Genomic DNA, 16,864 nt, shown 5'->3' with positions numbered 1-16,864 from the left:
CGGGAGGGACCAATGTTCGCCGAACTGATTGCCCGCGCCTGCAGTGGTGCGATCCATGTAGTAACCGGTGCCCGCGCGCTGTGGATCGGTTGCGCGCCGTCCAGCGAGCGCCGTGTGTACTACGGCAACCACGCCAGCCATGGCGACTTCGTGCTGATCTGGTCGTCGATGCCGCCTGCGTTGCGGCGCCAGGTGCGGCCAGTTGCCGCGGCCGAATACTGGCAGCGCGACGGCCTGCGTCGCTACCTGATCGATGCGGTGTTCAACGGCGTGCTGGTCGAGCGCGAGGCCGGCCATCGCCAGCAGGATCCGCTGCAGGCCCTGCGTGACGCGGTGGACGAAGACTGCTCGCTGATCCTGTTTCCGGAAGGTACCCGCAACGTGGGCGATGAGCCGCTGCTGCCGTTCAAGAGCGGCATCTATCACCTGGCACGGCAACGGCCGGAGCTGGAATTCGTGCCGGTGTGGATCGACAACCTGAAGCGGGTGATGCCCAAGGGCCGGTTCCTGCCGCTGCCGCTGCTGTGCACGGCCACCTTCGGTACGCCGCTGCGGCTGCAGGCCGACGAGGACAAGGCGGCCTTCCTGGCCCGCAGCCGGCAGGCGCTGCTGGACCTGGCGCCGAACGGGGGGCGCGCATGAGTTTCCTGATCGATGTGTCCGGCGACCTGGCAGCGCAGAGCGTGGGCCAGCAGACCGGCCTGCTGTTCGCTGGCGTCGGTGCGGTGCTGGTACTGGCCACGTTGGTGGCCGAAACGCTGCGATGGCGCCAGCGCGGCCGGCCCAGCGCGGTCATCGCCAACCTGGTGTCGCGCATCCGCGCGTGGTGGGTAATGGCGATCGTGGTCGGGCTGGCGCTGTTCTTCGGCCGCGCCGGGGTGATCGTGCTGTTCGCGATCATCTCGCTGTTCGCACTGCGCGAGTTCATCACCCTGGCGCCGACCCGCTCAGGCGATTACTACGCGCTGCTGGCCGCGTTCTACATCGTGCTGCCGTGGCAGTACTACCTGGTGTGGATCGACTGGTACGGCATGTACACGCTGCTGATTCCGGTCTACGCGTTCCTGTTCCTGCCGATCCTGTCGACCATCGGCGGCGACACCACGCACTACCTGGAGCGGACCGCTAAGGTGCAGTGGGGGCTGATGATCTGCGTGTTCTGCATTTCGCATGTGCCGCTGCTGCTGAACCTGCACGTGCCGGGCCATGACCCCTCGCGCAACGTGCTGCTGTTTGCTTTCCTGGTGATCGTGGTGCAGTCCTCGGACGTGCTGCAGTACATCTGGGGCAAGTTGTTGGGCAAGCACCTGATCGCGCCGAAGCTGTCGCCGTCGAAGACGGTGGAGGGCTTCGTCGGCGGCGTGCTGAGTGCCAGCGCACTGGGCGCGGCGCTGTGGTGGATCACCCCGTTCACGCCGCTGCAGGCGTTCGGCCTGTCGCTGCTGATCAACCTGATGGGGTTCTGGGGCGGCCTGGTGATGTCGGCGATCAAACGTGACCGGGGCATCAAGGACTGGGGCCACATGATCGAGGGCCATGGCGGCATGCTCGACCGGCTGGATTCGGTGTGCTTCGCCGCGCCGGTGTTCTTCCACGTGGTGCGGTATTACTGGAAGGCGGGCGGCGGCGGTTGATTCTGCCGGGCTTCCATCCACGCATGGGGCGGATCTACCGGTAGTGCCGGCCGCTGGCCGGCAACTGCAACATCCTGCCATCGTTCATGGGGTTGCCGGCCAGCGGCCGGCACTACCTGCGCGCGTTTACGCGCTGATGCCGTATTCCTTCAGCTTCTTGCGCAGGGTGGCACGGTGGATGCCCAGCATCGCGGCGGCGCGGCTCTGGTTGCCTTCGCAGTGGTTGAGCACTTCCACGAACAGCGGGATCTCCATCTCGCGCAGCACGATCTCGTAGACATCGTCCGCGTCGCAGCCATCGAGGTCACGCAGGTAACGGCGCACGGATTGGGCGACATGTTCACGCAGCGGTGGCCGGGGAGCGCCACGACTGTTGTCAGGACGAGAGAGGACAGCGTTCAAGGGGGTTCCCGATTCGGTGGGCCCGTGCGCGCGTTGCGCGCGGCCGGACGAGGTGGTGGCGGCCAGTCTAGCGCGAGCGTGCCCGGCCTGCCACGGCCGGTCGCCTTTTCACGTTCAGAGGAAGTCGAAGGTGAATGCGACGGTGGATGCGGCGGGCTCCTGCACACGGAAGGCGACGCGCGCGCTCTGGCCCGGTTCCAGCAGGGCCGCGCCGGGGTTCTCGCCCAGGTACTGCGCAGGCGTGAACACACCGCTGCCGATCACCCGGCCATCAGCATCGGACAGTGACAGGCGCAGGTCGGGCCAGGCCTGTGCCCAGCGTGCGTCGTTGCGGATGCTGGCCTGCACCTGCAGCACGCCGGCCTGCCCGGGCAGCGGCCGGATCTCGCGGCTGGTCATGGTGAAGGCGGTGGGTTCATGCCAGGCCGGCAGGCTGCAGCGCAGGAGGCCGCAGAGCGTGCCCAGCCAAGCACGGTTGCCGGCGTCGGCGGCCAGCCGCGCACGGTCGGCCAGCACGCTCTGCAGCACCAGCAGCAGCGCCAGCCCTGCAACCAGCAGCCAGTGCCAGCGCGGTGCCGGCAGGCTGCGGGGGCGCGCACTGCCAAGGAAACTCGGCGCGTCAACGGCGGTCGTCGTCGCCGGCACTGCAACCGGTGCCGACGCGATGGCCGCAATGTCATCAACGATGACAGGCGCATCGTCGTGCTGCATCTCCGCCGCCACATGCGCCGCTTCGGCGGGCCCGGCTGGCACCTGCATGGCAGGCGACGCGTGTTCTTCCGGTTCCTGCGTGCGCGCATCGGTCGCAGGCACGGGCGAACCTTCCGGCGCGGTGCGCAGGAAGGTTGCCAGAGGGCGTCGCGGTGGGTTCGGCTCGGACATGCTCAGGGTGCGGGCTCGGATCCAGCAGTCATTCAACCACGATCAGGCGCGGCGCACGCCGGTGATGCGCATCCAGTCGCCATCCTGGGTCGCCTGCAGGTCGTCGAACCATTCCGCATAGCGCTGCAGCAGTTCACCTTCCTGGCCGTGCAGGATGCCGGACAGGGCAATACGGCCGCCGGCAGCCACGCGCGCGGCCAGCAGCTCGGCCAACGCGTCCAGTGCCGAGGCGAGGATGTTGGCGACCACGATCGGGTAGGTGGCGACCGGTTCGTCCGGCGGCAGGTACACGTGCATGCGCGCCTGTTCGCCGTTGCGCTCGGCATTGTCGGCGGTGGCGACCAGGGCCTGCGGATCGTTGTCCACGCCGATGGCCTCAGCGGCGCCCAGCTTCAGCGCGGCAAGCGCAAGGATGCCGGAGCCGCAGCCGAAGTCGAGCACGCGCTGGCCCTGCAGCAGGCCATCCACGGCCAGCTGGTCCAGCCAGCGCAGGCAGAGCGCGGTGGTCGGGTGGGTGCCCGAGCCGAACGCCAGGCCCGGGTCCAGCCGCACCACGGCGGCGTCGGCAGCCTGTGCGGCCTCCGGCAGTTCATGGTTCCACGGCACGATCCAGGTGCGGCTGCCGAAAGCCATCGGCTGGAACTGGTCCAGCCAGGCGCGTTCCCAGTCCTCGTCCTCGACCGCGCGGAAACTGCCGCTGCTCCAGTCCAGTTCCGGGTCGAACGCCTCCAGCGCGGCCAGCAGCAGCAATGCGTTGCTGTCGGCGGGAAACAGCGCGCTCAGCACCAGGGTGTCCCATAGCGGGGTCTCGCCCACGCCCGGCTCGAGGATGGCCTGTTCGTTGCTGGTATCGGCCTCGGCATCAAGCAGCGTGACGGCCAGTGCGCCGACATCCTCCAGCGCATTCTCATAGCGGGGCTGGGTAGCTTCGGTGCAACGCAGGGTCAGTTCCAGGAACGGCATGGCGGTGGGGGCAATCGCGGGAAAGGGGGCCATGCTAGACCATCGGAGCGTCTCCGTATTGCCTGAGATGCCGCTCGGAGATGAACGGAACCGATTCAGACAGGCCTGGCGGGCCTTGCTAAACTTGGTGCTTTCCTGTGCGCCATTAACGTTCACTGCCGCCAATGGCCTTTGCTCCGACCCTTAAAACCTGGTTGCTCGTGCTGCCGGCGGTGGCCGTGCTGGGCGTGGCCGGGTATCGGGCCAGCGGCCATGCCGGGTCGGTATCGGTGACCGCAGGCGAACTGCCGACGGCGCAGGTTGCGTCGGACGATGCGGCGCCCCTGCCGGTCGTGCCGGAAGCGTTGGCGCGTCGCCTGGCGGCGTTCGAGCGCGGCAACGCGCTGCCTTCGGGCCTGCCGCTGGACCTGCGCGCGGACATCGAGGATGCCACCGATCTGTACGCCTACGCGCAGCGCCTGCGCGTGCAGGCCGACGACGGCAATCACGAGGCGCGCTGGATGCTCAGCCGGGTCTACGACTACTGCGCGCAGTACGCCATCGATCCGGGCGGTTATCGGTTGGACAACAATGTGCTGGCCGGGCTGGGCCTGACCGCTGCACCGGCGATGGTGCAGGCGCGCGAGCGCGTGGCGCAGCGCTGTGGCGGCTTCGTGCCGGGCGACAAGCTGGGGTCCGCGCTGGTGCTGGCCGAGCGCCGCAAGGCGGCCACGCAGGGCAACCTCGCAGCGGAAGCATCGCTGTTTGCCGAAGGCGAGCCGCTGAATGACAGCCCCGAGTACCGCCGTGACCTGGTCGAGCGGGTGCGCACATCGCGCGATCCGGAGGCCTTCATGGCCATTGCACCGGGCATGGGCGTGCGCGCGGCGGGCGACCAGGCGCTCACTGGCCTGGTGGCGGGTGAACAGCTCAGTGAACTGGCGTGGCGGGTTGCGGCCTGCGAGCTCGGTCTACCGTGTGGTGCCGACAGCGTGCTGGTCAACAGTTTTTGTGCGAATGGAGGGATCTGTTCGCAGGATGGGACGCAGGATTTCCGGGATTTCGTGTATGACGCTGCGGTTTCGCGGCAAGGTGCGGGGAAAATGAAGCAGTGGATCAAGCGATTGGTTGGCAAGAGGGGCGGGCAATGAACTACCGTCGATTCCTGCATGGGGCCAAGTTCTGGTTCTGGGTGGCGCTGTTCGTGGCCTATTCGGCCGGCGCGGTCGGGCTGTTGATGATCGACACCTATGAAGATCGTTACCGGCATCTGTCGAAAGTGGAACTGACCACGGTGAAGGCGCAGGAAGATGTGCGCCGCGTGGGTGCCAGCCAGGTCGCTGCGGTCTATCGCGCGCAGAGCGGCATGCCGTTCGCTTCGTTGCCGGCAGGCAGTACCTTCCAGGTGGTGTGGCCCGATGGGTCCACCGAGACGATGGTGATCGTCGACCCGAGCTCGCCCAATGGTGTACGCCCGCTGGCGAATTCGCAGATCCCGGCCGAAGCTGCCGACAAGCGCTGATGCACCTGCTGCAGAGCCGAGCCCACGCTCGGCTCTACGGCAATGGAAAAAGGGCGGGGATATCCCCGCCCTTTTCATGTCCAGTACCTGCTGCCGATCAGGTCAGTGCGATCGGCTTGTTCTTGCGCTCGGCAAGACGCTTTTCCAGGTAGTGGATGTTCTGGCCACCGGCCTGGAAGCCCTTGTCGCGCATGATCCGCTGCTGCAGGGCGATGTTGGTCTTGATGCCGTCGACCACCATCTCGCTCAGCGCCACCCGCATGCGGGCGATGGCGGTTTCGCGGTCCGGGCCGTGCACGATCAGCTTGCCGATCATCGAGTCGTAGTTCGACGGCACGCGGTAGCCACTGTAGATGTGGGTATCCACGCGCACGCCGGGGCCACCCGGCGGATGGAAGCCGGTGATGGTGCCCGGGCTGGGCACGAAGGTCTCGGCGTCTTCGGCGTTGATGCGGCACTCGATCGCGTGGCCGGTCAGCACCACGTCGCTCTGCTTGATCGACAGCTTCTGGCCGGCGGCGATCTTCAGCTGCTCGGCCACCAGGTCGATGCCGGTGACCATTTCGGTGACCGGATGTTCCACCTGGATGCGGGTGTTCATCTCGATGAAGTAGAAGCGGCCGTCTTCGTACAGGAACTCGAAGGTGCCGGCGCCGCGGTAGCCGATGCGCACGCAGGCTTCGGTGCAGACCTTGCCGATCTGCTCGCGCTGTTCGGCGGTGATGCCCGGTGCCGGCGCTTCTTCCACCACCTTCTGGTGGCGGCGCTGCATCGAGCAGTCGCGCTCACCCAGGTGGATGGCGTTGCCCTGGCCGTCGGCCAGCACCTGGATTTCCACGTGGCGCGGGTTCTCCAGGAACTTCTCCATGTAGACCTCGCCATTGCCGAACGCGGCCTTGGCCTCGCTCTTGGTGGTTTCGATCGAGGTCTTCAACGAGGCCTCGGCATGCACCACGCGCATGCCGCGACCGCCACCGCCACCGGCCGCCTTGATGATGACCGGGTAGCCGATCTCACGGGCGATCTTGGTGTTGGCGACGATGTCATCGCCCAGCGGGCCGCCCGAACCGGGCACGCACGGCACGCCGGCCGACTTCATCGCGCGGATGGCTTCGACCTTGTCGCCCATCATGCGGATGGTGTCAGCCTTGGGGCCGATGAAGATGAAGCCGGATTCTTCCACGCGCTCGGCGAAGTCGGCGTTCTCCGACAGGAAGCCGTAACCGGGATGGATCGCCTGCGCGTCAGTGACTTCAGCCGCGGCGATCAGCGCCGGAATGTTGAGGTAGCTCTGCGGCGACGGCGCCGGGCCGATGCAGACCGACTCGTCGGCCATGGCCACATGCTTGAGGTTGCGGTCGACCGTGGAATGCACGGCCACCGTGCGGATGCCGAGGGTGTGGCACGCGCGCAGGATGCGCAGCGCGATCTCCCCTCGGTTGGCGATGACGACTTTGTCGAGCATGGCGTGCCCCTCAGCCGATCACGAACAGCGGCTGGTCGAATTCCACCGGCTGGCCGTTCTCGCCGAGGATGGCGACGATGGTGCCGGACGTGTCGGCTTCGATCGGGTTGAACATCTTCATTGCTTCGATGATGGCCAGGGTCTCGCCTTCCTTGACCTGCTGCCCAACGGTGACGAAGGCCGGCTTGTCCGGGGCGGACGACGCGTAGAAGGTGCCGACCATCGGCGAGCGCAGCACGTGGCCTTCCGGCAGTGCCGGGCCCGGCTTGGCGGTACCGCCGGTGGAGGCTTCGGTCGGCGACTGCATCGGCATTGCCTGCGGTGCCGGGGCGGCCGGAGCGGCGTACACCGGGGCGGCGACCGGAGCGGCATAGCCGGCCACCGGGGCACGCGACAGGCGCACCGACTCTTCGCCTTCCTTGATTTCGATTTCAGCCAGGTTCGACTCTTCCAGCAGGTCGATCAGCTTCTTGATTTTGCGCAGATCCATGAGGGCCTCTTTGGTTTCTATCTAGGTGAGGAGAGCGCCGTGGGCGCCCGGGTCGACAATCAGGTGGCGGATACCCGCAGCAGCGCCGCGTCCATCGCGTAGCGGTAGCTGTCGGCACCGAAGCCGCACACCACGCCCACCGCCTTGTCACTGAAGTAGCTGTGCTGGCGGAACGGTTCGCGGGTATGCGGGTTGGACAGGTGGATCTCGATGAACGGCACCGCCACCGCGGCCAGCGCATCGCGCAGGGCGACCGAGGTGTGGGTGAAGGCGGCGGGGTTGATCAGGATGAAAGCGGTTCCGTCGTCGCGTGCGGCCTGCACGCGGTCCACCAGCACGTGCTCGGCATTGGACTGCAGGCTCTCCACCGCGTGCCCGGCGGCCGATGCCTGGCTGGCCAGGGCCTGGTCGATGTCGGCCAGCGTGGTGTGGCCGTAGACCTCCGGCTCGCGTGTGCCGAGCAGGTTGAGGTTGGGGCCGTGCAGGACCAGCAGCTTCGCCATGGGATCCGGAAGACGGGAAAGGGCGGCAGTCTGGCGGAACCGGCGGATGCTGTCCAGTTCGGCGAAGTTTGCAGCGTTTCAATCGAACGTTTGAAATCTGCCGGAGCGCTTGTGGCCGTATGGCGGGCGCTGGATCAAGGCGCGCTGAATGGCTCGCAGGCCGGGGATGCATGCACGTAGGCCGACGATGGCGGCAGGCATGGGCAGGGCTGATGCTGTCATGGGTGGTGCTGCAGTAGATCCACGCCACGCGCGGATGAGGCCACCATTCAATAGATCCACGCGATGCGTGGATGGAGGACGTTCGGTACGTAGCACGCTACGCACCCACCGAGGGGCAGCCCAAGGTGCGCCGCACGCCACCCACTGCCCCCCGCCACGCCCCCGCTCACGTCTCCAGCGGCACCGTCGGCACCACGTTCGGGAACACCTCTTCCAGCGGTTCCCGTTCTCCAGGCTTCGGTGCCGGCCAGTTGTAGGCATTCACCGGCTGCGCGCGGTTTACCCACAACGCGTAATACAGGTGGTCGGCGCGGCCATCACCGGTATTGGGGTGGATCAGGATGGTCAGGCCCAGGCTGTTGAGCTGCAGCCAGGGCACCAGCACCGGCAGCAGGTCGTTGGTGAAGCCGAAGTAGAACGACGGGGTGACGTGCGGCCCGCGTGGTTCCAGGTTCCAGTTGCCCAGCTCCACCGGGAAGCGCTCGGCCGCCCAGCGCCGCAGCAGCGCAGCCTTCTCGAAGCTGTCCTCGTCGAAGTAGATGTGCGCGTGATAGCTCTTGATGTCGGTGTAGGCGCGTGGGGTCACGGGCAGGGTGGCCTCGCCGGGACGCACGCTGGCCGGGCGCGGGGTCGGTTCGCTGGCCGTGGCCTGGCCCCAGGGGCTGCGCCCTTCCGGTGCTGGCGGCACGATGGCACGGAAGCCGGGGCGGCCAGGCTCGGTGGTGTTCACCGCGTCGTTGCCGCGCGGTGCTGCGGCGGTGGTCGAGGCACTGGCCAGGCCGCCAGCGGCCAGACCCGCCGAAGCGATCAGGCGGCGCCGTGCCGGCGAAAGCAGGTCGGCCCAGTGGGCGTCATCATCGCCGGCGTCGGTGAGGGTCTGCGGGTCCGGGTGCATGAAGGGCTCCGTGGCGGCATCGTGTGGGCAGGCAAGCACGCTCGGGCACCCGCATCCACAGCGTCCAATAAGCAGGGGGCATCACCTCATGCAGGTGCGCCCCGTTGTCGTTGAGCGTGGCCGCTGGGCGGGCTAGGGTGCAGGTCTGCCGCCCCGGAGCCCTTCCATGATCTCGCCCGATGCCGACACACAGCAAAAGCGCGCGTTCTTCCGCCAGCTGCACGCGCAGGGTTGCTTCGTGCTGCCCAACCCGTGGGATGTGGGCAGTGCCCGCTACCTGCAGCGGCAGGGCTTCCAGGCACTGGCCACCACCAGCGCCGGCTGCGCCTGGAGCGAAGGGCGGCCGGACGGAGCGGTTTCGCTGCAGGCCACGCTGGCGCATCTGCGCGTGATGGTGGCAGCGACTCCATTGCCGTTGAATGCCGACTTCGGTGATGGCTTCGGCGCCACGCCGCAGGCGGTGCAGGAGGCGGTGGCCGCGGCGATCGACACCGGCATTGCAGCATTGTCGATCGAGGATGCCAGCGGCGTGGCCGATGCACCGCTGCGTCCGATCGACCAGGCGGTCGAGCGCCTGCGCGCTGCCCGTGCAGCCATCGACCGCGCGGGTGGCGACGTGCTGCTGGTCGGCCGCGCCGAGAACTTCTTCGTTGGCGTGCCGGATCTGCAGGACACCCTGCAGCGCCTGCGTGCCTACGCAGAGGCCGGTGCCGACGTGCTGTATGCACCTGGCATCAGCACGCGCGAGCAGATCAGCGCGGTGGTCGCCGCTGCCGGGTCGAAGCCGGTGAACCTGCTGGTCGGTGGACCGACGTCGCTGAGCCTGCAGGACATCGCCGCGCTCGGCATTCGCCGGGTGAGTCTGGGCGGCGCACTCGCCCGTGCCGCGTGGGGCGGGCTGATGCAGGCGACCCAGCCGATCGTGCAGGACGGACGCTTCGATGGCCTGCAGCAGGCGGCCTCCGGGGCTGCCTTGAACGCGCTGTTCCACTAGATCCACGCCGTGCAAGGCGGGAGGGGCCGGCGACTACAGCGCCTCGATCTCCCGCTTGGGTAAGGTCACGTCGGGTTCCAGCGCTGGCAGCAGTTGGCGAAGCAGGTTTGGATTGCCCTGCAGCCCGGTGCCATCCAGATACGTCCAGCCGGAACCACCAACGCGGCGCACGGCCACCATGAACGTGGTGCTGCGCATTGGGGTTTCACGCACCCGTATCAGGGATTGGCGTGGCACGAAGCAGACTTCTTCCTCTCCGGCAGCATAGGTCCGGGTCGGCACACCTACATCTTCGCTGATGATCACTACACCGGCGTTGTGCTGCTTCTTCAACGCATCACGGGTGATCGCCTGGAAGGCGTCATCGCCGCCGGCCAGTCGCTTGAGGCTGGGATGGGTACGTTCGATGAGGAAGTCCGCATCGCCGCGGGCGTATGCAGCCATCATGGCGCGCACATCTTCGCGCAGAGCCTTCGCATCACTGGGACTGAGTTCACCTGCGAAGGCGGATGGCAGCAACAGCAACAGCGACAGCAGCATCAGCATCGTCAGGGGCAGGCGTCGATCCATGTTCGGGTGTCTCACAGGGCACCGCCGCACTATACGGTGGATGCGAAAACAGCGTCCCATCAATGGCGCTGGCATCCCGAAAATCACTACTTACTATTGGTAGGTATTGATTCCTGGAGACCCCCATGCACAGCCTCATTGTCATCGCCCACCCTGAACCCGGTTCGCTGACCCATGCGATGGCGCATCACATCGGCGATGCGATCACTGCCGCCGACGCCCGCAACACCGTGGCCTACGCCGATCTGATGGCCGAAGGCTTCGATCCGCGCTTCAACGCCCAGGACCAGGCCTTGTTCCGCAGCACTGGCGCGGTACCGGCCGACATCGCCGCCGAGCACGCACGGCTGGAGGCCACCGATACGCTGGTGCTGGTGTTCCCGTTGTACTGGTGGTCGTTCCCGGCACTGCTGAAGGGCTGGATCGACCGTGTCTTCACCAACGAATGGGCCTACGCACAGGACGCGCAGGGCAAGCTGGTGAAGAAGCTGCAGCGCCTGAACGTGCATCTGGTGGGGCTGGGCGGTGCCGATGCAGCGATGGTCGAACGACGCGGCTACGATGCGGCGATGAAGACGCAGATCGACATGGGCATCTTCGACTACTGTGGCGCACGCGTGCTGACGTCCGACCTGCTGCTGGATGCCGATACCGGTGCGGCCGGAGCGCATCTGCAGACCGCGCTGGCGATCGGCCGTAAAATAGGCACTCCGATGCGCTGATCGCCGTGTTCCGCCGATGCCCGCCAACGCCGCTCCCACGCGCCGCCGATTGACCCGCGAGCAACGCGCCCGCCAGTTGCTGGACGTGGCCTGGGCGCTGGTCGGTGAAGAAGGCACCGACGCGTTGACGCTGGGACGGCTGGCCGAGGCGGCGGGCGTGACCAAGCCGGTGGCCTACGATCACTTCGTGACCCGCAACGGCCTGCTGGCCGCGCTCTACGATGACTATGACGGGCGCCAGACGGTGGTATTCCACGAGCGTATCGGTCGCGCCCGCGCGCAGCTGGCCGACCGTGCGGCGGCCATCGCCTCCGGCTACATCGACTGCATCCTCAGCCAGGGCAGTGAAGTGCAGGGCATCCTCGCCGCGCTGGTGGGCGCGCCGGAACTGCACGAGGTGCGGCGGCGTTACCAGCAGGACTTCATCGACAACTGCGACGTATGGCTGGGTCCGTTTGCCGCCGATGGCACGGTGCCACTTGCTGGGCGCTGGGCGATTCTCGGTGCGGCTGAAGCCCTGTCCGAAGCCGTGGCGGCAGGCGCGCTGGACAAGACCAACGCCGAGGCCGAGCTGCAGCGGCTGATCGTGGCGACGGTCAAGCGGCGCTGAGCGGCTTCGGGCGTCAGGCCCCGGCGGTGCCACTGGCCAGCGTGGCGAATCCTGCCGCCAGCTGATCGCGCACCAGTGCGTCGCGCGCGTCGCGGCTTTCAGAACCCAGCACCACGGTGATCAGGCGTACCGGCTGATCCCGCCCGGGCACTGCCCGGCATGCGGTGGCGGCCAGACAGAAGCCTGCTGCCTGGGTGTAACCGGTCTTCAAGCCATCCACGCCGTCATCGCCAAGCAACGCATTCTGGTTGTTGCGGCTGAAGCTGCCATGCACGAACGCGCGCTGCGCGGTGATTGCCAGTATCTGCGGATGGTCATTCAGCAGGCAGGCGGCCAGCACTGCCATGTCGCGCGCGCTGGATGCATGGCGCGGCGTGGTGATGCCGGAGACGCTGGCGAACCAGCTGCTGCGCAGGCCGAGCTGGCGTGCGTGCCGGTTCATGCGCTCCAGGAACGGAGGCTGCGATCCGTCCAGGTGGCGCGCGATGGCCAGCGCCGCGTCATTGCCGGAGACGATCATCAACCCTTCCAGCAAGCGCGCGAGCGTGACCGTTTCGCCGGGCACCAGGCCCATGCGCGTTTCATCGTCGGCGACCGCATGCACGTCGTCGGCGGCGATGGTGACTTCGTCGCCCCACGAGCGCCCGCGCTCCTCGACACATTCGTAAGCCGCGTAGGCGGTCATCAGCTTGGTCAGCGAGGCCGGCTGCCTGGCGACATCCGCGTTGTGCTGGTGAATCACCGCGAAAGTTGCCGCATCGAGGGTGATGGACGACAGCGGTGCACGCGCAGGAGCAGGAGACGGCATGGAAGCAACGATGGCAGTGGGAACCCAGGAGGATAGTGTGCGGCGACTGCACGAAGCTGAAATATTGAAACGATATAACGTATCGTCATTGTGGGCCGCCGATGGCCCGACGGGACATCCGATGACTGCACGCATTCCACGCCGCTGGCTTCATTCTTCGTTGCTGCTCGCGCTGGCCGCACTTGGCGGTTGCCAGCCCAACCTGCGCGCCGAGGCTGTTTCCACCGCCGAAGCCGGTCCGCTCAATGTGATCGTGATGATCAACGACGGTGCCGGCAGGGGTACCTGGGACGCCGCCGCCTACTGGCAGTACGGCAGCCGTGAAGGCGCACCCTATGCGGACTTCCCACTGCGCCTGGCGGTGACCACCTTTCCCTTGAACGCGAGCAGCCAGCCGACCGGTGACAACGCGCAGACGCTTGGCTACGACCCGGGCAAGGCCTGGGATGACGCGCCGGTTCCTGCGCAGGACCTGCCCTTTGCGGGCTACCAGTACCTGGCCGCGGTGGCTACCGACAGTGCGGCGGCGGGCACTGCGCTGTCCTCGGGGATCAAGACCTACAACAACGCCATCAACTTCAACAACGATGGCCAGCCGGTCGAGTTCAATACGCTGCGCGCCAAGCGCCTGGGCATGGCCACCGGCGTGGTCACCTCGGTGCCGTTCGCGCATGCCACGCCGGCCGCGTTCGCGGCGCAGAACGAATCGCGCAGCAACTATCACGCCATCGCACACCAGATGCTGGCGCAGGGCCACATGGACCTGGTGATGGGCACGGGTGGCCCGGGCTACAGCGTCGACGGCCGCGCCTGCCATGAAGGTACGGACGCCGCGAAGGCGGAGGGCTGTGCGAATCCATGGGAGTGGGTGTCGCAGCAGGATTGGCAGCAGCTGGAAGCGGGCAGCACCATCGGCGGCAATCCGGCGGGACCGTGGCGCCTGATCCGCAGCAAGGAAGCGTTCGCCGCACTGGCGCAGGGACGGTTGCCGGCCGACCGGCCGCTGATCGGTGTACCGCGCGTGGCCAACACACTGCAGCAGGCGCGCCAGCTGCAGGTGCTGGGCAAGGATGCAGGCACGCCTTCGGGAGTGAGGAAGATCGACAGCGTGCCCGATCTGGCGACGATGACGCGTGGCGCACTGCAGTTCCTGCAGCAGCGCTCGTCCAAGGGGCTGTTCCTGATGGTGGAAGGCGGCGCCACCGACTGGGCGGCGCATACCAGTGCCTGCGGCACCGAATGGCATTACGGCCAGTGCAGCGATCAGCCGCAGTATGGCCGGCTGATCGAAGAGACCGTGGAGTTCAATGACGCGGTGGCGGCGGTGGTCGACTGGATCGAGCGCAACGGTGGCTGGGAGCGCAACCTGTTGATCGTCACCACCGACCACGACAACAGCATGCCGATGGGCCCGGATGCACAGGACGTGGCTTTCGCGCCGGTACGCAACAACGGTCGCGGCCGCATGCCCGGAATCAGCTTCCGCCCCACCGGCAACCACTCCAACGCGCTGGTGCCGCTGTGGGCCAGGGGCGCCGGCGCGGAGCTGCTGGGCAAGCGCGTGCGGGGCGTCGATGCCGGCTACCGTCAGCACGTGCGCTGGAACGACGGCAGCTACATCGACAATACCGACGTGGCTGCCGCAGTGCAGGAAGTGCTGCAGCGTCCACGGTAACGCCCGGTTGCACGCGGGCTGTTGTCGAGGCAGCCTGCGTACATGCAGTCGGATATCCGCATCGACGGTCGTGTCTTCGCCTACGTCTTCCCCTGTGCGTGGGAAGACTACGCGAAGATTGGTTTCTCACGTGATCCGCTTGGGCGCATCAGCGCATTGCACCGGCGTTGGTTCGAGTTCTTCGATCTCGACGCCGGTGCGCTGGTGGAAGCGGAAAGCGAGCGCGATGCGCGGGATCTGGAGCTGCAGCTGCGTTCGCCGTTCAAGGCGCACCGCGCTCCGGCGCCGATGACGGTCCAGGACAAGGCTGGAGGCCGCACCGAATGGGTACGTGGTGCCAACCACGCTTTGTCGCTTGCGGTTGCCGGCCTGGGCGAACAGGGCTATCGCTGTTATCCACTGAAGGGATGGCTGCGAGCCGCGCTTCGCCTGCGCATGGACCGGCTGCACGACTGGGCGGCGGTGCAGCTTCCCGAAGACGAAGGCCTGCGGATCCCCGGTGGCCCCGGCGAAAGAGCGCTGCGTGACACCCTCGACGGTTGTCAGGCATTGGACATCGATCCGATGCCGTGGCTGCCTGAACACGTCCAACGCTGGTATGCAGGTTGAGGAGCGTTCAACGGGCTCGCGGCGGCTGAACCGGCGCGGCCGGTTGCCGCGCGGACTGCGGGGCAGGTGTGGACGGGCTGGCCAGCTGGCGTGCCAGCTCGGCGCTGGCCACGTGGCCCTGCAGGAACAACAAGCCGCCGAAGATGTTCATGAGCGTGCCTCCACTTGAGTGGATTGCACGATACGGGCAGCATGGACGGGCAAAAAGCGACATTTCCGCAAGCATGACTTGAGAGAATTTCAAGCCTAATGTCCCGCCCTCCGCTCCATGCCCTCCAGGGCTTCGTGGCTGCCGCCCGGCTTGGCAACCTGTCGCGCGCGGCGGCGTCGATGAACCTGACCGTCAGCGCGCTCAGCCACCAGATGAGGCAGCTGGAAGAACGGCTCGGGCAGCCGCTGCTGATCCGCCAGCCGCGTGGTATCACCCTTACCCTTGAGGGGCAGCGCCTGCTCGAGCAGGTGGGGCCGCATCTGGATGCGATAAACGAAGCCTTCCAGCCCTATGCCGCGCGTGCCGAGCACGTGCTGACGATCAGTGCGGTGCCATCGATGGCATCGGCCTGGCTGGTGCCGCGCCTGGGTCACTTCGTGGCTGAGCATCCGCAGATCGAGATCAACCTGCAGTCGAGTGAGCGCCTGATTGATTTCGAGCGGCAGCGCCAGTTCGACGCCGCGCTGCGGCTGGGCAGCGGGCAATGGCCGGGCCTGGTGGTGGAACCGCTGTTCGACGAGTGGCTGGTGCCGATGGCGAGCCCCGCGCTGATCGAGCGCATGGGGGGCATCGACCGTGTACCGCTGACCCAGTGGCCGCTGCTCGGTGATCCCGACGGCGCGTGGGGCGCCTGGTTCGCGTTGAGCGGGCAGAGCCCGCCATCGCGCTTCGTGGCGGTGCTGGATGATTCGGAGGCGCACCATCGCGCCGCACTGGATGGCGTAGGCGTGGCCCTTGGCCGGGTGACCCGGGCACGCCTGCTGCTGGAATCCGGCCAGCTGGTCGCGCTGTCCAGCCAGCGCCTGAAGACGGCGTGGCCGCATTGGCTGGTGTACCCGCAGCGCTCGGCCAGCCATCGCGGCTTCCTCGCGTTCCGCGACTGGCTGCATGCGCAGGCCGCCGAGCATGTGCAGCACATGGCGGACGCGCATCTGTAACGCCGCGCGGTGCTCGATCTCGACTCTACAGTCACTGCACCAGGGTGACCGCCTGCCCGGCACGCGCGAACGCTTCCTCCAGCAACGGGCCCGCCTTGATCGCTTCCACTTCCTCAAACAGCGCCCGCAGCGCATTGGCCGGGCGTGAGGCCGGTGCCGCCACTGCCTGCTGGATCGCGGTGAAGCGATCGGCCAGCACCCGATGGCCGGGATGTGCCTTCGCCCAGGCCGCCAGCGGCTGGCGTACACCGGCGGCGGCATCCAGGCGGTGCTGGTCGAACAGGGCGATGGCCGCTGCCGAGGTGTCCGCCCGCTCGATCGTGGCATGGCGCAGTTCCCGGCTCAGGAACAGGTCATAGGCCGCGCCACGCCCCACCGCGATGCGCAGTCCGTCGCGGTCGAGGTCGGCCACTTGCTGCGCCGGGCTGTCTTCGCGCACCAGGTAAGTGCCTTCGATCTCCACATACGGAGCGCTGAAGGCGATGCGGTCGGCACGCGCCGGATCGATCGCCAGGAAGGCCAGATCCCAGCCGTCTTCGCCCGCCGCGGCGACCACCGAGGCTGCGGCATCGTGGCAGGTGAAGCGTGCCTGCACCCCCATCCGTTGCGCCAACGCGGTAGCCAGTTCCAGCGAGGGGCCGCGCGGTGAGCGCGCATCGCCCTGTGCCAGCACCGGGTTGCCCAGGTTGATCGCCACGCGCAGGAAACCGTGCGGTGCCAGTGTACGTCGGTGGTCGGCCAGGGACATGCAGGACTCCACGGGGCAGGGG

21 protein-coding genes are annotated in these 16,864 nt (G+C 67.3%); 10 read left to right on the top strand and 11 right to left on the bottom strand.

Annotated elements, in window-relative coordinates; genetic code table 11:
- Nucleotides 1-12 precede the first annotated feature (12 nt).
- Nucleotides 13-642, top strand: a complete 630-nt coding sequence (locus tag Q9Q79_RS18390; protein WP_005411260.1) for a lysophospholipid acyltransferase family protein — start codon at nucleotides 13-15, stop codon at nucleotides 640-642.
- On the top strand, nucleotides 639-1,634 hold the full coding sequence (locus Q9Q79_RS18385) for a phosphatidate cytidylyltransferase (RefSeq protein WP_005414654.1): 996 nt from the start codon (nucleotides 639-641) through the stop codon (nucleotides 1,632-1,634). The genes Q9Q79_RS18390 and Q9Q79_RS18385 overlap by 4 nt, the downstream gene beginning before the upstream one ends.
- A 126-nt stretch (nucleotides 1,635-1,760) precedes the next feature.
- Here Q9Q79_RS18385 and fis read toward each other — a convergent pair whose 3' ends face one another.
- The 3 genes from fis to prmA form a co-directional block, all read right to left on the bottom strand.
- Nucleotides 1,761-2,036: a DNA-binding transcriptional regulator Fis gene (fis, locus tag Q9Q79_RS18380; protein WP_005419706.1), complete on the bottom strand. Its 276-nt coding sequence runs from the start codon at nucleotides 2,034-2,036 to the stop codon at nucleotides 1,761-1,763.
- A gap of 114 nt (nucleotides 2,037-2,150) precedes the next feature.
- Nucleotides 2,151-2,918 carry a DUF3426 domain-containing protein gene (locus tag Q9Q79_RS18375; protein WP_012481410.1) on the bottom strand — a complete coding sequence of 256 codons (768 nt, stop codon included), beginning with the start codon at nucleotides 2,916-2,918 and terminating at the stop codon, nucleotides 2,151-2,153.
- Between the two features lie 42 nt (nucleotides 2,919-2,960).
- A complete protein-coding gene (prmA, locus tag Q9Q79_RS18370) occupies nucleotides 2,961-3,881 on the bottom strand; it encodes a 50S ribosomal protein L11 methyltransferase (protein ID WP_012481409.1) in 921 nt (306 codons plus the stop codon).
- A gap of 164 nt (nucleotides 3,882-4,045) precedes the next feature.
- Between prmA and Q9Q79_RS18365 the strand changes: the two genes are divergently transcribed.
- Both Q9Q79_RS18365 and Q9Q79_RS18360 read left to right on the top strand, forming a co-directional pair.
- On the top strand, nucleotides 4,046-5,011 hold the full coding sequence (locus Q9Q79_RS18365; RefSeq protein WP_201863915.1) for a hypothetical protein: 966 nt from the start codon (nucleotides 4,046-4,048) through the stop codon (nucleotides 5,009-5,011).
- A complete protein-coding gene (locus tag Q9Q79_RS18360) occupies nucleotides 5,008-5,382 on the top strand; it encodes a hypothetical protein (RefSeq protein ID WP_005411254.1) in 375 nt (124 codons plus the stop codon). Before Q9Q79_RS18365 ends, Q9Q79_RS18360 begins: the two co-directional genes overlap by 4 nt.
- 97 nt (nucleotides 5,383-5,479) lie before the next feature.
- On the opposite strand, the gene accC is transcribed toward Q9Q79_RS18360, so the two are convergent.
- The 4 genes from accC to Q9Q79_RS18340 form a co-directional block, all read right to left on the bottom strand.
- Nucleotides 5,480-6,847: an acetyl-CoA carboxylase biotin carboxylase subunit gene (accC, locus tag Q9Q79_RS18355; protein ID WP_005411253.1), complete on the bottom strand. Its 1,368-nt coding sequence runs from the start codon at nucleotides 6,845-6,847 to the stop codon at nucleotides 5,480-5,482.
- A 10-nt stretch (nucleotides 6,848-6,857) separates the two neighbouring features.
- Entirely contained in the window at nucleotides 6,858-7,337 is a 480-nt protein-coding gene (gene accB, locus Q9Q79_RS18350) for an acetyl-CoA carboxylase biotin carboxyl carrier protein (RefSeq protein WP_005411252.1), read from the bottom strand.
- Between the two features lie 59 nt (nucleotides 7,338-7,396).
- Complete coding sequence (gene aroQ, locus Q9Q79_RS18345) at nucleotides 7,397-7,840, bottom strand: type II 3-dehydroquinate dehydratase (RefSeq protein ID WP_005411251.1); 444 nt, start codon at nucleotides 7,838-7,840, stop codon at nucleotides 7,397-7,399.
- 388 nt (nucleotides 7,841-8,228) lie between these two features.
- The gene (locus tag Q9Q79_RS18340; protein WP_049418041.1) at nucleotides 8,229-8,957 is read right to left on the bottom strand and encodes a DOPA 4,5-dioxygenase family protein; all 729 of its coding nucleotides are present in this window, start codon (nucleotides 8,955-8,957) and stop codon (nucleotides 8,229-8,231) included.
- A 166-nt stretch (nucleotides 8,958-9,123) separates the two neighbouring features.
- Here Q9Q79_RS18340 and Q9Q79_RS18335 point away from each other — a divergent pair, with 166 nt between their 5' ends.
- Complete coding sequence (locus tag Q9Q79_RS18335; protein ID WP_049418038.1) at nucleotides 9,124-9,951, top strand: isocitrate lyase/phosphoenolpyruvate mutase family protein; 828 nt, start codon at nucleotides 9,124-9,126, stop codon at nucleotides 9,949-9,951.
- Between the two features lie 33 nt (nucleotides 9,952-9,984).
- Here Q9Q79_RS18335 and Q9Q79_RS18330 read toward each other — a convergent pair whose 3' ends face one another.
- Complete coding sequence (locus Q9Q79_RS18330) at nucleotides 9,985-10,521, bottom strand: hypothetical protein (RefSeq protein ID WP_005414649.1); 537 nt, start codon at nucleotides 10,519-10,521, stop codon at nucleotides 9,985-9,987.
- A gap of 125 nt (nucleotides 10,522-10,646) precedes the next feature.
- Here Q9Q79_RS18330 and Q9Q79_RS18325 point away from each other — a divergent pair, with 125 nt between their 5' ends.
- Together Q9Q79_RS18325 and Q9Q79_RS18320 are read left to right on the top strand one after the other, a co-directional pair.
- Nucleotides 10,647-11,243 carry an NAD(P)H-dependent oxidoreductase gene (locus Q9Q79_RS18325; RefSeq protein WP_201864081.1) on the top strand — a complete coding sequence of 199 codons (597 nt, stop codon included), beginning with the start codon at nucleotides 10,647-10,649 and terminating at the stop codon, nucleotides 11,241-11,243.
- 16 nt (nucleotides 11,244-11,259) lie between these two features.
- Nucleotides 11,260-11,853, top strand: coding sequence for a TetR/AcrR family transcriptional regulator (locus Q9Q79_RS18320; RefSeq protein WP_005414647.1), 594 nt, complete (start codon nucleotides 11,260-11,262; stop codon nucleotides 11,851-11,853).
- A 13-nt stretch (nucleotides 11,854-11,866) separates the two neighbouring features.
- Here the strand turns inward: Q9Q79_RS18320 and Q9Q79_RS18315 are convergent, their stop codons facing one another.
- The gene (locus tag Q9Q79_RS18315) at nucleotides 11,867-12,661 is read right to left on the bottom strand and encodes a D-alanyl-D-alanine carboxypeptidase family protein (RefSeq protein ID WP_201864083.1); all 795 of its coding nucleotides are present in this window, start codon (nucleotides 12,659-12,661) and stop codon (nucleotides 11,867-11,869) included.
- 121 nt (nucleotides 12,662-12,782) lie between these two features.
- Between Q9Q79_RS18315 and Q9Q79_RS18310 the strand changes: the two genes are divergently transcribed.
- Nucleotides 12,783-14,336 (top strand): alkaline phosphatase, encoded by a 1,554-nt coding sequence (locus Q9Q79_RS18310; RefSeq protein WP_201864090.1) that lies wholly within the window; start codon nucleotides 12,783-12,785, stop codon nucleotides 14,334-14,336.
- A 42-nt stretch (nucleotides 14,337-14,378) separates the two neighbouring features.
- Nucleotides 14,379-14,945, top strand: a complete 567-nt coding sequence (locus tag Q9Q79_RS18305; RefSeq protein ID WP_201864091.1) for a GIY-YIG nuclease family protein — start codon at nucleotides 14,379-14,381, stop codon at nucleotides 14,943-14,945.
- Nucleotides 14,946-14,952: 7 nt separating this feature from the next.
- Here Q9Q79_RS18305 and Q9Q79_RS18300 read toward each other — a convergent pair whose 3' ends face one another.
- Nucleotides 14,953-15,096, bottom strand: coding sequence for a hypothetical protein (locus Q9Q79_RS18300; RefSeq protein ID WP_165711084.1), 144 nt, complete (start codon nucleotides 15,094-15,096; stop codon nucleotides 14,953-14,955).
- 98 nt (nucleotides 15,097-15,194) lie between these two features.
- Here Q9Q79_RS18300 and Q9Q79_RS18295 point away from each other — a divergent pair, with 98 nt between their 5' ends.
- On the top strand, nucleotides 15,195-16,094 hold the full coding sequence (locus Q9Q79_RS18295) for a LysR substrate-binding domain-containing protein (RefSeq protein WP_005411241.1): 900 nt from the start codon (nucleotides 15,195-15,197) through the stop codon (nucleotides 16,092-16,094).
- A 31-nt stretch (nucleotides 16,095-16,125) separates the two neighbouring features.
- On the opposite strand, the gene Q9Q79_RS18290 is transcribed toward Q9Q79_RS18295, so the two are convergent.
- Nucleotides 16,126-16,842: an ABC transporter substrate-binding protein gene (locus Q9Q79_RS18290; protein ID WP_043034550.1), complete on the bottom strand. Its 717-nt coding sequence runs from the start codon at nucleotides 16,840-16,842 to the stop codon at nucleotides 16,126-16,128.
- Nucleotides 16,843-16,864 lie beyond the last annotated feature (22 nt).

Source organism: Stenotrophomonas sp. a6 (assembly GCF_030913325.1).
Taxonomy (GTDB): Bacteria; Pseudomonadota; Gammaproteobacteria; order Xanthomonadales; family Xanthomonadaceae; genus Stenotrophomonas; species Stenotrophomonas maltophilia.
This window is presented reverse-complemented; position numbering and strand designations above follow the sequence as displayed.

Bases quoted from the DNA above. Each gene is read 5' to 3' on its own strand.
- Q9Q79_RS18390 (WP_005411260.1), top strand. From the start codon at position 13: ATGTTCGCCGAACTGATTGCCCGCGCCTGCAGTGGTGCGATCCATGTA.
- Q9Q79_RS18385 (WP_005414654.1), top strand. From the start codon at position 639: ATGAGTTTCCTGATCGATGTGTCCGGCGACCTGGCAGCGCAGAGCGTG.
- Q9Q79_RS18375 (WP_012481410.1), bottom strand. From the start codon at position 2,918: ATGTCCGAGCCGAACCCACCGCGACGCCCTCTGGCAACCTTCCTGCGC.
- prmA (WP_012481409.1), bottom strand. From the start codon at position 3,881: ATGCCGTTCCTGGAACTGACCCTGCGTTGCACCGAAGCTACCCAGCCC.
- Q9Q79_RS18365 (WP_201863915.1), top strand. From the start codon at position 4,046: ATGGCCTTTGCTCCGACCCTTAAAACCTGGTTGCTCGTGCTGCCGGCG.
- Q9Q79_RS18360 (WP_005411254.1), top strand. From the start codon at position 5,008: ATGAACTACCGTCGATTCCTGCATGGGGCCAAGTTCTGGTTCTGGGTG.
- accC (WP_005411253.1), bottom strand. From the start codon at position 6,847: ATGCTCGACAAAGTCGTCATCGCCAACCGAGGGGAGATCGCGCTGCGC.
- accB (WP_005411252.1), bottom strand. From the start codon at position 7,337: ATGGATCTGCGCAAAATCAAGAAGCTGATCGACCTGCTGGAAGAGTCG.
- aroQ (WP_005411251.1), bottom strand. From the start codon at position 7,840: ATGGCGAAGCTGCTGGTCCTGCACGGCCCCAACCTCAACCTGCTCGGC.
- Q9Q79_RS18340 (WP_049418041.1), bottom strand. From the start codon at position 8,957: ATGCACCCGGACCCGCAGACCCTCACCGACGCCGGCGATGATGACGCC.
- Q9Q79_RS18335 (WP_049418038.1), top strand. From the start codon at position 9,124: ATGATCTCGCCCGATGCCGACACACAGCAAAAGCGCGCGTTCTTCCGC.
- Q9Q79_RS18330 (WP_005414649.1), bottom strand. From the start codon at position 10,521: ATGGATCGACGCCTGCCCCTGACGATGCTGATGCTGCTGTCGCTGTTG.
- Q9Q79_RS18325 (WP_201864081.1), top strand. From the start codon at position 10,647: ATGCACAGCCTCATTGTCATCGCCCACCCTGAACCCGGTTCGCTGACC.
- Q9Q79_RS18320 (WP_005414647.1), top strand. From the start codon at position 11,260: ATGCCCGCCAACGCCGCTCCCACGCGCCGCCGATTGACCCGCGAGCAA.
- Q9Q79_RS18315 (WP_201864083.1), bottom strand. From the start codon at position 12,661: ATGCCGTCTCCTGCTCCTGCGCGTGCACCGCTGTCGTCCATCACCCTC.
- Q9Q79_RS18310 (WP_201864090.1), top strand. From the start codon at position 12,783: ATGACTGCACGCATTCCACGCCGCTGGCTTCATTCTTCGTTGCTGCTC.
- Q9Q79_RS18305 (WP_201864091.1), top strand. From the start codon at position 14,379: ATGCAGTCGGATATCCGCATCGACGGTCGTGTCTTCGCCTACGTCTTC.
- Q9Q79_RS18300 (WP_165711084.1), bottom strand. From the start codon at position 15,096: ATGAACATCTTCGGCGGCTTGTTGTTCCTGCAGGGCCACGTGGCCAGC.
- Q9Q79_RS18295 (WP_005411241.1), top strand. From the start codon at position 15,195: ATGTCCCGCCCTCCGCTCCATGCCCTCCAGGGCTTCGTGGCTGCCGCC.
- Q9Q79_RS18290 (WP_043034550.1), bottom strand. From the start codon at position 16,842: ATGTCCCTGGCCGACCACCGACGTACACTGGCACCGCACGGTTTCCTG.